The organism is Carboxylicivirga agarovorans, assembly GCF_050589845.1.
GTDB lineage: Bacteria > Bacteroidota > Bacteroidia > Bacteroidales > Marinilabiliaceae > Carboxylicivirga > Carboxylicivirga agarovorans.
Window position 1 is genome coordinate 123,319 of the sequence record NZ_JBNGPA010000006.1, and the last position, 12,879, is coordinate 136,197.

Below are 12,879 nucleotides of genomic sequence, written 5' to 3' on the forward strand. Positions count from 1 at the left end.
AGAATATTAAAATCAATACAATGAAAACATTAATATCGACACTTATTCTTATGCTAGGTACATGCAGTCATATTATGGCCTGCACAGTAATTGCAATAGGAAAAAAAGCCTCTGCCGATGGATCGGTTATCGTATCACACACAGATGCAGGCCCTGATTGTCGCATCAACCTGGTACCTGGTCAACAATTTAAAGCTGGAGAAAAAGCTCCTGTTCACTGGGGCATGATCGAAACGGGACGCCCGTTGGGTGACTATGGCGAGGTAATTGGTCATATTCCTCAGGTGGAAAAGACCTATTCCTACTTCCAGACTGCTTATCCACAAATCAACTCAAAACAACTGGCTATTGGCGAGAGTACATTAAGTCAACGACCTGAATTGATGGTCGACCGTTCTGTGTGTGAGCAGATAATGACGATAGAACAAGCCCAGGCCTTTGCTTTACAGCGTTGCACCAAAGCTCAAGATGCTTTAAAACTTATTACCAGTTTACTCGAGACATACGGTTTTCTTCCATCGTGCATTGATGAAAGTGAGTCACTGGTCATTGCTGATACTGACGAAATATGGGTGTTAGAAGTATTTAGCGTAGGTAACGCCTGGAAAAAAGACAGCGGCAAGCCGGGATGTATCTGGGCGGCACAGCGTGTGCCCGACGATCATGTGATGATCATTCCTAACTGGAGCATTATTAAGCAGATAGACATTGAAGACGAAGACAACTTCAGAGCGTCATCAAACTATAAACAGGAAGCCATTGACCGCGGCTGGTACAAGCCAGAATCAGGCAAACCCTTTATCTGGCAAGAAGCCTACTCTCCTATTCCTCGCGAATGGTCCACGTCTCGCTTCTGGCTGTTTTATGCCACTTTTGCCCCTGAATATACCAAGTGGCCCGATCGCTTCACTTCATCGGTTTGGGAAGGTGAGAACCAGTATACACAATACATTGAACCACTATCCATTTATCCGTTTTCAGTTAAACCCCAGAGAAAATTATCTGTACAGGATGTGATGGCATTTCAGCGTTCAACCTTTAAAGGAACAATTTACGACAAAGAAAATGCCCCGGCCTGGTATTACCCTGATGAAAAAGGCCAACTAACCAAAAGTGCTTTTGCTACGCCATTTCCAACAAAAGAAATGCGTCGGGTAATGAATATAAACAGCCGCCGAAATGTGGCACGTGCCAGAGGTGAATACGGAATGGTGGCACAGTTGCGTTCATGGCTGCCCGATGAGATTGGTGGTGTTTACTGGTTTTATGTAGACAATGCTTATACCAGTGCCTATGTCCCAATATACACAGGTGTGACTGACGTGGCAGAATGTTACAAAGTATACAATCCTGAATACTATCAGGACAACAGCATTCGCTGGGCGGTAGATTTTGTTGACAACCTGATGTATCTGCGCTGGCAGGATGCCCACAAAAAGGTGATTGAAAAACGCGACCCAATGGAAGCACGTTTCTTTGCAGAGCAAAAGTCTGTTGATGAAAAAGCACAGGCATTAATGAATAAAAGCCCGAAAAAGGCAAAGGCCTACCTTACACAGCTTACCATTGACCGGATGAATGAAGTTCATGAGTTATTTAAAGAGCTGAAGCTGGATTTAATTTCTGAGTTTACCAATAATAAGCAAGGTATATAGGTCACCAGTAAGTTATAAACAGTGAAAGGCTGAAAACAAAAAAGGGATTTGCTTAAATGCAAATCCCTTTCTTCTATCTATTTGTTAGAATTACTTCTGAACAACCTCAATTAAATCAAGGTCAAAAATCAGCGTTGAGTTAGGGCCTATTTTAGCACCTGAACCACGCTCTCCGTATGCCAGTTCGGCAGGGATGTATAAACGCCACTTACTACCTTCGGGCATTAACTGTAAAGCTTCAGTCCAGCCTTTAATTACACCTGTTACAGCAAACTGGGCTGTATCCTGACGCTCAACTGAACTATCAAAAACAGTTCCGTCAAGTAAAGTACCGTGGTACTGACACTTAACGCGATCAGCTTTTGTTGCAACAGCACCATTTCCTTCTTTCAGCACTTCGTACTGCAGGCCTGATTCTGTAGTTTTTACTTCAGGGCGTTTGGCATTTTCTTCCAAAAACTTTTGTCCTTCAGCAAGGTTAGCAACTGCTTTTTCGGCGCGTTCTTCATCTTTTACTTTTCTGATTGACTCCATCACTTTACGCAAGTACATATCGGCAGTCATTTCAGTAAAATAAGATTTATTATAAGCAAACTCATTCATGAAACCTTTCATAAAAGCAGCTTCATCAATTTCATTGAACATACCTTTCAGGTGGTCTATGTTTGCTTTTTTTACTTCAGCCTGACCTAAAGCCTTCGCCAACTTGACACATGTTGTCGAGTCAACTTCTAAAGGCCAGCGTTCAAACTGTTTTTTCAAATTAGCAGCCTGAAGATAACCCAGTGCATAACTCACACTATCTGTCTGGTCTGCAAAATCCATTTTTCCGGTATTGGGAACTTTAGTACATGAAGCCATTACCATCACTACTAAGGTAAGGGCGGCTAATAGATTTGTTACTTTCATCTGATAATTATTTAGTTGAAATTTGGCAGGTGAAACAAGCCTGTGCATATTTCACCTGTTATTTGATTAAAGTTTGTTTACTTAATAGCCAACAACTCAACTTCAAAAATAAGCGTTGTGTGTGGTCCGATATGCTGTCCTGCACCGCGCTCACCATAAGCAAGGTCTGATGGAATGTATAAACGCCATTTACTACCTACAGGCATTAACTGTAAAGCTTCAACCCAACCCTGGATAACACCATTAACAGGGAATGTAGCAGGCTCACCGCGTTGTACTGAGCTATCAAACACAGTTCCGTCAATTAAGGTACCGTGGTAGTGACACTCAACCTGATCAGTTGCAGCAGGCTTGTCACCATTACCTTCAGTCACAACTTCATACTGCAAGCCGCTCTCTAAAGTAACAACACCTTCTTTCTTCGCATTCTCAGTAAGGAAGTCTTTACCGGCCTGAATAGCAGCTTCAGCCTGCTTAGCCTGTAATTCACCAAAGAATTGTTGTAATGTCTGATTAGCTTCGTCAGCTGTCATTTGAGTTTCTTTACCTTCAAAAGCAGCTTCCAGCCCTTTTGTAAATTCTGAATATTCAATCGACTCGATACCTGATGCTTTTAAATTCTGAGCCAGGTTCATCCCAAGGGCATAACTAATTTTGTTCATCTATTTTTTATTTAAAATGTTTCGAATAAAATCAGCTGCGAAAATACATTATTTAAGTGAAATAGAAAACTAACTTTTATACTGCCTCATGCAGTCAAAGAAGCTTATCAGTCTTCAATATTTCTTGCTATGGATGCTATACATTAAAGAACAAGGTCAGCAAATTACAAATAAAGAAGAACTGCAATTTGCTGACCTTGTGTGACGATTTTAAATATGACCTCGCTTCACTGGCAAAAGAGAGTCACTTAAAAGCTATACATTTCATTAAGAACCATGGTAAACTCTTTTTCGCCCGGTTTTCTATATTCAACCTTGGGTCCGTTCCATGCCTGGGGCCATCCTCCGATAATATTATTCAAATAAACAAGTTTAACCGGGTGCTTGCCTTTGGCAAGAGCTATTGTGCTGTTGTTTCGTGAGAACCGTTTTACTTCACCATCATTATCGATCAACAACTGACCTGCCAGATAAAACTGATCAAGGTTGGTCTGAAATTCATAAATGCCATCTTCTTCAATGGTCAGATAGCCTGTAAAAATATGAGACGATGGTTGTTTATAGTCTGTTTCACGGTATCTGGAACCACGGTTTTCAACAGCACCATCCCTTTCGTTCCAATCATTTACCTTAACAATGCCGGCAACACTTACAAAAGTCGTATCTGTGTACTGTTCTGTTAATCCCTCTTTAGATGTTACCGGATTTTTTGCATTGATCAACGCTGTCTTAACAAGCTCAACCGTTCTAACCTGACTTAATTTCCCATGTGGCAGCAGAGTAGCAATCTTTATGGTTTTATTAGCTGCGAATATTAAAGCATCCTTATATAATTCGGAATCTTTGCCGGGTTCTGTACCATCGGTTGTATATACCATCGGATAGTTACGGGTATTGGAAAACTCTATACGTGCATTATCGGTGTACACAACCCTATTAACAGGTCCTTCTGGCAAAGGGATGTGATAGTTAATGTTATGCAAATCTAAACGGGGTAAGGCCTTATCAAGACGATTGACAAAACTCTCATAGTCCTTATTTTCCTTTTTGCTCCAATTAACTTCAGCCAGTGCAATTAAACGCGGGTATACCCTGTATTCAACCAGCTCAGGTGTATACATATATTCGGTCCACACATTGCCCTGTGTACCCAGCACATGATGCGCTTTTTCCTCATCCAACTCTGATGGAACAGGCTCATAGTTATACGACTCTTCTAATGTTGTATAACCTCCAATGGCAACCGGTTCAACCCGATAATCGCCCTGATAATGATCCAGGTAGCACCAGTTACCGGGTGTCATCACCACATCATGACCTTGTGAGGCTGCTTCAATACCGCCTTTTTCACCACGCCATGACATAACAGCCGCCGATTCGGCCAATCCACCTTCCAGAATTTCGTCCCATCCGATCATCTTTTTCTTATGGGCGATCAATACTTTCTCAATGCGCTTAATAAAATAGCTTTGCAATTCATGCTCATCCTTAAGACCTTCCCGGCGCATTCGTTGCTGACACTTATTACAATCTTCCCAGCGTTCTTTTGGGCACTCATCTCCTCCGATATGAAAGTATGGTGACGGAAATAAGGCCACAACCTCGCTTATTACATCTTCAAGAAACTGGAAAGTTTCATCGTTACCAGCGCAATAAACATCAGGTTCAACCCCCCATACGTTTCGCACTTCAAACGGACCTCCTGTGCAGGAATACCCGGGATAAGCAGCCAGGGCTGCAAGGGCGTGACCCGGCAGCTCAATTTCAGGAACTACAGTTATAAAGCGTTGAGCTGCATAATCGACAATCTCTTTGACCTCCGCCTGTGTATAAAACCCTGAGTACTCATGCCCCTCGCCTTCAATACGCTTGGCACCAACCTCTGTCAGTTTCGGGTATTTTTTTATTTCAATGCGCCATGCCTGATCTTCAGTTAAATGCCAGTGAAAAGTATTAAGCTTAAACATGGCCATCATATCCAGGTGTTTCTTAATAGCATCAACGGGCACAAAATGACGACATACATCTAAATGCATACCTCTCCATTTGAATCGTGGTTCATCTTTAATTTCAACCACCGGAATGTTCCAGGCCGGCTTACTCACAGTCTTTGAACTCTCTATATCAGCGGGTAACAATTGCAGTAAGGTTTGTAAACCATAGAATAGCCCACGCTCAGAACCTCCACTGATGTATATAAAATCTTTGGTTACGGACAAAGCATAAGCTTCTTCACCTCCTGGCATTGCAGAATTAATATTCAGGGAAATGAAATTCGATTCAGGCTCTACCCTGACTTTCTTTAGATCATAACCCGTTGACTGTTTTATTTTACTGGAAAAGAATTGTATGATGGCGGCAGAGTCTTCTCCTTGAGTGACCCATTGAGTTGATTCATCCAGAATAAAAGAGCCACCTCCCTGCGACAGTTCGGCCGGTTGAGGGATAATATGAACAGCTTTAAACTTCTTCATCTCTTTCTTTTGGGGCGAACAGGCAATACAGGTTATCATCAGAAAGATGTTAATCCACTGGCAGGCTTTAGTAGTCATCATAATTTATAAGGTTTAAGTTTTATCACTTCTGGTCCATCATACTTCCTCAGGCACATATCAAGACTTAAAGTGACACGTAAATATATTACTAAAAAAAATAAAATGCTTGGCGAATCATTCTACTAAAACGATATCTGTTGGCACTGAACAAATAATCGTATCTTCGCAGCAGAAAAGTTAAAAAGGATTATGACACACAAAGCAGGTTTTGTAAATATAGTAGGAAACCCTAATGTAGGTAAATCAACTTTATCCAACGAATTGGTGGGTGAGCGTTTATCTATTATCACATCAAAAGCACAAACGACCAGGCATCGTATATTTGGTATTGTGAATAAACCCGAATATCAAATTGTTTTTTCTGACACTCCGGGGGTATTAAAACCTAATTACAAGCTGCAGGAGTCGATGCTCAAGTTTTCAAAGTCAGCGTTGACCGATGCCGACATTATACTGTATGTGACTGACACCTTTGAGAAGCCAGATAAGAATGATGACTTTTTGAGTTCAGTTCAAAAAACAGATATTCCGGTATTGCTGGTTGTGAATAAAATTGATCTGATAGACCAGAATAAACTTGATGATATAATGGATTTCTGGAAAGCTCAGTTGCCCAATGCCGAAGTTTTCCCCATGTCGGCATTACATAAATTCAATGTGCAGAATCTGTTTGATCGTATCATTGAATTATTACCCGATTCACCTCCATACTTTGATAAGGAATCGCTGACTGATAAATCAGAACGCTTCTTTGTAACTGAGATCATCCGTGAAAAGATACTCGTTCAATACAAAAAAGAAATCCCTTACTCTGTAGAAGTAGAGGTCGAAGAATTTAAAGAAACCAAGGAACGTATTGATATTCGTGCTGTTATTCATGTGGCACGCGAATCTCAAAAAGGAATAATTATAGGTCACAAAGGTGTTAAATTGAAGTGGGTGGGTATCGAAGCCCGCAAAGACATGGAAGGCTTTTTTAAGAAAAAAGTAAACCTCACCACCTATGTAAAAGTAAGCAAGGACTGGCGCGATAAAGAAAACTTTTTACGCGGTCATGGTTATGAATTGAAATAGTAAAACCATCTAAACCACAAATAAAGATTGGTGTAAAGCAGGAGTTTAACTACCTTTGCAGCCCCGAAAAAATAAAAGAATATTCGTCATGGGAAATATAGTTGCAATTGTTGGTCGCCCAAATGTAGGTAAATCAACACTTTTTAATCGATTAACCGGAACACGCCAAGCCATTGTAAATGAAGAAGCCGGTGTAACCCGCGACCGCTTGTACGGTAAAGCTTTTTGGAATGGTGTTGATTTTTCGGTGATTGACACCGGGGGTTATGCAACCAATTCTGATGATATATTTGAAGAGGCTATTCGTCGCCAGGTATTGATCGCCATAGAGGAGGCAGATATTATTGTTTTTGTGGTTGATGTGGTAAGTGGTATTACCGACTATGATGAAGGGGTGGCCGATTTGCTACGCCGCTCTCAAAAGCCGGTATTAATGGTGGTTAACAAGGTTGATAACAATGAGCGAATCACCGAATCCAGTTATTTCTACGCCCTGGGATTAGAGCACCTCTATCCTATCTCTGCAATAAATGGTGCCGGTACAGGTGAATTTCTGGATAAGCTGGTTTCTATGTTCCCCAAAGAGGAAAATGAGCAAGAGCTTGATTTACCTAAGTTTACCATTGTTGGGCGTCCCAATGCAGGTAAGTCATCAATCATCAATGCCTTTATTGGTGAAGAGCGCAATATAGTAACACCCATTTCAGGTACCACCCGTGATTCTATTTTTACGCGTTATAATAAGTTTGGTCACGACTTTTACCTGGTTGACACAGCAGGTTTACGCAAGAAATCAAAGGTCAACGAAGACTTAGAGTTTTATTCGGTGATGCGTGCCATACGCGCTATTGAAAACTCTGACGTTTGTATGCTGATGATTGACGCCACACGAGGTTTTGAGGCACAGGATCAAAAAATATTCAATCTTATTCAGCGCAACAAAAAAGGCATTGTAGTTCTGGTTAATAAGTGGGACCTGATTGAGAAAGACACCCATACTGTTAAGAAATTTGAAGCAATGGTGCGTGAAGCAATGGCTCCTTACACCGATTTCCCCATTGTGTTTACCTCTGCATTAACCAAACAGCGTATCCACAGGGCAATTGAAGAAGCATTGCAGGTGTATGAAAATAAAGAGACAAAAATTACAACCTCTAAATTAAACGATACACTACTGCCGTTAATTGATAAGTTCCCACCACCATCAACCAAAGGTAAGTTCATAAAAATTAAGTATGTAACGCAGCTACCTACGCAGTCTCCTACTTTTGCATTTTTCTGTAACCTGCCTCAGTATATAAAAGATCCGTATAAGCGATTCTTAGAAAATAAGATTCGTGAAAACTGGAATTTTAATGGTGTACAGGTCAATATTGTACTACGTAAAAAATAAAATCAATGATACCCTCATTGATTAATTATTCGAGGTGCCACATTTACCAAGTGTAAAAGTAGCACCTCGAATAATATAAAGCATTGCAAACTTTTTATCTATATTTGCCATTGGCTCAGCTTTTCAGTGCCATTTGATGTATTATAATTCGAACGAATTGATTCTAATAAATTATGATATCTAGCTTCAACAAATACCTTTTACCCCTAATTATAAGCCTTCTATTTGTATCGCATTCTCAAGCGCAACGAACGCTGGGAGCCACCGGACCTGACCAAATGGGTCAACGCGGCGGCGATCAAATGGGAGAAAATGAACAAGCTCAGGTTGATTTTATCCCTCCCGATGTACGCACCTGGCATTTAAGAGATCATTTCACCTTTAGCGACACCGTTGCTGTTGATACGCTTTCCAATGGCTACCAGGTTTATAATCCTATTTTTAGAGAAAGCATAGCTCAAAACTGGCTGGGAAATATGAATTCGGCCTATCAATCAATGATATTTGATGAGCAACAACGTCACTATGGTCACATGTTCTATAATTCATTCCTGTGCTATATTCCACAGCCACATGAAATATATTTCTACGATACCAAAACACCCTACGTCAACCTGACCTATCATTTTGGTGGTCCTAAGCGTCGTTCAGAAGAGGCCATTAGTGCCTTATATACGCAAAACATTAACAAAGACTTTAATGTAGGACTGCAATATCAACTCAATTCATCCATAGGCTTATACCAGGGACAAAAATCAGAAAACCAAAACTTTAAGTTCTGGAGCTCTTACAACGGTAAACGCTATAATATGCATATGGCATTTATCTATGCTAAAATTGAGAACCAGGAAAACGGGGGTATAAACCTGGCTGAAGCTGAAAGAGATTTTAACGATCTGGATCCAGAAGAAATACCGGTTTTTTTCCAATCAGCCTATACAAACATTAACAATTTACAGTTTTTTTACAACCATTCATTATCCATTGGTAATATCAACGTAAAAAACGATAAGGACTCAACCATGACTGAGCTTCCTGTCAGTACCATTTTCCACACCCTGAAATTTGATCAGGGAATACGCGAATATGAGATTGACGATCTGGAATCATACTATATAACCGAAACACCATTCTATCCGAACATTTATCGTGATTCGATACAAACAAGAGACAGTACTACATATAACAACCTGGTAAATACCTTTCAGATTAAGTTTAATGAAGAAGCTAATTCTCTACTACGTTTTGGATTGCGGGCTTTTATAACCAACGACATCATGTTTTATAAATTTCCGGGACAAACTTCCTGGAGAGAAGATGAAAACGGCGACCCCTTACCAACCTATCAAACACGCGACACAACACTGGTTACATCGGCAATTGGAGGCCAGATATTTAAAAACCTGGGGGAAAACTTCTGGTGGAATGCCGGTGTTAAATTATATTTTCAAGGTTATCGGGCAGGAGATTCTGAGATTACAGGTAATTTAAATTCTCGGTTCCGTATTAATAAAGATACGGCAGGTTTCTTTGCCAATGGTGGCATTTATCTGCGACAGCCTGAGTTATTTGAAAACCAGTACTATTCAAACCACTTGCAGTGGAGCAACGACTTTAACCAGGTAAAGAGTGTACGTATCAGAGGTGGTATTCGCATCCCCACGCGACGAATAGAATTGAGTGGTGGTGTCAACATTCTAACCGATCACATTTATTGGGAAGAATCCGGCATCCCTTCTCAAACAAGCACGGTAGTGCAGGTATTCAATGCACGCTTAAAAAAGCACTTTGTACTGGGCCGTATTCACAGTGTGAACGATGTAATACTGCAATACACCAGTCATGATGAGTACATTCCTGTACCCAAGGTGGCACTTTATAACTCAACCTATTATCAGAATACATTATTCCAGGTTCTACATTTTCAAATTGGTTTCGATGCCAGGTATAACAGCGAATACTATGCACCCAAGTATATGCCGGCCAGTGGCCAGTTTGTTAACCAGCGAAACGAAAAAGTAGGCAATTATCCGTTTGTTGATGTATTTGCCAACCTACAGCTAAAACGTGCACGTATTTACGTTAAGTTTGACCATATAAACGAAGGCTATCCTGACGATCCTTATTATACAGCCTATCAATATCCAGGCAATCCACGCAGCCTTAAATTTGGCGTATCGTGGAATTTTTATGACTAACAAAGTAACCTAAACAAGAATAAAAGGGTACAAGTCATTAACTTTGAAGTTGATTTAATACCTTGTTATGATGAAGTTTATTCCGTTATTGTTTGTCGTTCTGCTGACTTTGGGTTGCCAGCTTAAAAATGAGCAGGTCACCAAAAAGGAAATTGTTGAATCAGCTCCGATCGACTTAGACGACATCGTTAAACGGGGCAAAATAAGGGTTGTAACCGACTACAATTCAACCAACTACTTCGTATACAAGGGACGTCCGCTGGGTTATCAACTTGAACTTTTACAAGCCTTAAGCAACACGCTTGGACTTAAACTTGAAATTGTTGTTTCAAATGATGTTGAAAAGAACTTTGACAGTCTGTTGAAAGGAGAGGTAGATCTGATTGCAACCAATCTTACAATAACACGTGACCGGACACACCAGGTCACCTTCACCGAACCACACTGTGTTACTCATCAGGTGTTAGTGCAACAAAAAACGTCTGATGATGATAACTATACTAAAGCAATCATCCGTAATCAGCTTGACCTGGCAGGTAAAACTGTTTACGTTCAGGAAAATTCGGCTTATGTAACGCGTCTGAAAAGCCTTGCAAACGAAATCGGAGACAGCATTCACATCGTTGAAATACCAGACTATGAAGTTGAACAACTAATTGCTTTGGTTGCCGGCGGTGAGATTCCTTATACTGTTTGTGATGATAACCTGGCCAGGATCAACCTGAATTTTTATGACAATATCGATGTAGAAACGGCAATAAGCTTTCCACAAAAAATAGCCTGGGCGGTAAGACCCAATTCATCCGATTTAAAAGATGTTGTTGATAACTGGTTGATTAATTTCAAAAAAACCAATCAATATAAGCGCATCTACAGAAAATACTTTATCAATAAACGCTCAACACACCTCGTAAATTCAAGTTTTCACTCCATTAAAGGAGGACGTGTTTCTGCCTATGACGCAATCATTAAAGAGGAGAGTGAAAAGCATAATTTCGACTGGCGTTTAATTGCCGCCTTAATTTATCAGGAATCCCGTTTCTTACCAGAAGTAGAAAGCTGGGCCGGTGCAATTGGTTTAATGCAACTCATGCCTCAAACAGCAGAAAGCTTCGGCGTAGAAAAAATTACATCTCCACAAGATAACATTCAGGGCGGCCTTAAATTCTTGATTTGGCTTAACAGGCGTTTTGAAGATGATATCCCTGATCCTGATGAACGCTTGAAATTTGTTTTAGCATCGTACAATGTTGGTCCAGGTCATGTTGAAGATGCAATGCGACTGGCAAAAAAGAACAATAAAAATCCACATATCTGGGACGATAATGTGGACTATTATCTGCTTAACAAGTCGAAACCTTCATTTTACAATGACCCGGTTGTTAAATATGGGTACTGCAGGGGTGAAGAACCTTATCACTATGTCAACGACATTCTGGAGCGTTACACGCATTATAAGAACGTGATAACTGATTAGTGAAAATACCTGAGTATTTAACCTGTTCAAGAAACTCGCTTAACATCATGGCTGTTGCACCCCATATGACGTAATCGTCAATATTGTAGAATGGCGCATCAACATGAACACCGTTAATGTTGCGCTTGAAGCGGTGAACGGTTTCGGGCAATAATAACTCATTAACAGGAGCTTCTATCACTTCTGCCACTTCTCTTAAATCGGGAATAAACACCGGTTCAATTTCTGTAATACAAACCTGTGGATAGACGATAAAATTGGAATTTGGAATATACAATGAACTCATTTCAGTGATAAAACTAAGTTCATCACGATTAATACCCACCTCCTCCTCAGCTTCTCTTAAAGCCGTGTCCAGATACGAACAGTCTCCTTTTTCAAATTTTCCACCGGGAAAGCTAACCTGACCACTATGCGCTCCATCATATTTAGGGCGTTGAATCAATGGAATCATCCATTGATTATCTTTTTTATATAAGAGTATCAATACACTACTAACCCTTGCATTCTGAGGATCATATTTTGTATTTCCAGTAAATCTTACCGAGGGTGACATTAATTTCTGTGCATCTTTTCCGGGCAGCGGTCTGGTCAAAGCCCGGACAAGCATCTCAATCTCCTTCTTCATACACTTTTCTTTACAATGTAACTTTGAAAACCAACAGTTTGTTCTCTTTTAAGTTAATTATTTGTGATGATATTTCCTAGACTGCCACACTTTAAAATAAGGCATAAAAAAAGCCGGGCGTTCCCGGCTATTTGTCCCATTTATTAACTTAAACCTTAATTAAGTATTTGCCAGTTTTAAACCAACAACCATACCAATAATTGTAAAAGAATGATTTTTCTTTCTCAATATCGTACACAACAACACTAATCACCTGCTAAACAACGCCTTAAAAAGATGTATGTTTTTTACATTTTTTTTGAATTAATATTTTAACCCGGGAATGAGT

The 12,879-nt window shown here is 40.2% G+C and carries 9 protein-coding genes; 5 read left to right on the forward strand and 4 right to left on the reverse strand.

Annotated features, from left to right (window positions below; all coding sequences use genetic code 11):
- Positions 1 to 20: 20 nt before the first annotated feature.
- Complete coding sequence (locus tag ACRD69_RS08890; protein WP_430814721.1) at positions 21 to 1,655, forward strand: dipeptidase; 1,635 nt, start codon at positions 21 to 23, stop codon at positions 1,653 to 1,655.
- Between the two features lie 90 nt (positions 1,656 to 1,745).
- Here ACRD69_RS08890 and bamJ (ACRD69_RS08895) read toward each other — a convergent pair whose 3' ends face one another.
- The 3 genes from bamJ (ACRD69_RS08895) to ACRD69_RS08905 all read right to left on the reverse strand — a co-directional run bounded on the left by bamJ (ACRD69_RS08895) (position 1,746) and on the right by ACRD69_RS08905 (position 5,781).
- Positions 1,746 to 2,564 (reverse strand): BamJ family beta-barrel-assembly machinery protein, encoded by an 819-nt coding sequence (gene bamJ / locus ACRD69_RS08895; protein ID WP_430814722.1) that lies wholly within the window; start codon positions 2,562 to 2,564, stop codon positions 1,746 to 1,748.
- A 77-nt stretch (positions 2,565 to 2,641) separates the two neighbouring features.
- Positions 2,642 to 3,226: a BamJ family beta-barrel-assembly machinery protein gene (gene bamJ / locus ACRD69_RS08900; RefSeq protein WP_430814723.1), complete on the reverse strand. Its 585-nt coding sequence runs from the start codon at positions 3,224 to 3,226 to the stop codon at positions 2,642 to 2,644.
- Positions 3,227 to 3,474: 248 nt separating this feature from the next.
- Positions 3,475 to 5,781: a family 20 glycosylhydrolase gene (locus ACRD69_RS08905; RefSeq protein WP_430814724.1), complete on the reverse strand. Its 2,307-nt coding sequence runs from the start codon at positions 5,779 to 5,781 to the stop codon at positions 3,475 to 3,477.
- A gap of 189 nt (positions 5,782 to 5,970) precedes the next feature.
- Between ACRD69_RS08905 and era the strand changes: the two genes are divergently transcribed.
- From era to ACRD69_RS08925, 4 genes are all read left to right on the forward strand, one after another.
- Positions 5,971 to 6,855, forward strand: coding sequence for a GTPase Era (gene era, locus ACRD69_RS08910; protein ID WP_430814725.1), 885 nt, complete (start codon positions 5,971 to 5,973; stop codon positions 6,853 to 6,855).
- Between the two features lie 88 nt (positions 6,856 to 6,943).
- The gene (gene der, locus ACRD69_RS08915; RefSeq protein ID WP_430814726.1) at positions 6,944 to 8,248 is read left to right on the forward strand and encodes a ribosome biogenesis GTPase Der; all 1,305 of its coding nucleotides are present in this window, start codon (positions 6,944 to 6,946) and stop codon (positions 8,246 to 8,248) included.
- A gap of 278 nt (positions 8,249 to 8,526) precedes the next feature.
- Positions 8,527 to 10,446, forward strand: a complete 1,920-nt coding sequence (locus ACRD69_RS08920; protein WP_430814727.1) for a putative porin — start codon at positions 8,527 to 8,529, stop codon at positions 10,444 to 10,446.
- Between the two features lie 67 nt (positions 10,447 to 10,513).
- The gene (locus tag ACRD69_RS08925; protein ID WP_430814728.1) at positions 10,514 to 11,923 is read left to right on the forward strand and encodes an MltF family protein; all 1,410 of its coding nucleotides are present in this window, start codon (positions 10,514 to 10,516) and stop codon (positions 11,921 to 11,923) included.
- On the opposite strand, the gene ACRD69_RS08930 is transcribed toward ACRD69_RS08925, so the two are convergent.
- Entirely contained in the window at positions 11,871 to 12,551 is a 681-nt protein-coding gene (locus tag ACRD69_RS08930; protein WP_430814729.1) for an NUDIX hydrolase, read from the reverse strand. The two genes, ACRD69_RS08925 and ACRD69_RS08930, sit on opposite strands and share 53 nt — an antisense overlap.
- Between the last annotated feature and the right edge of the window lie 328 nt (positions 12,552 to 12,879).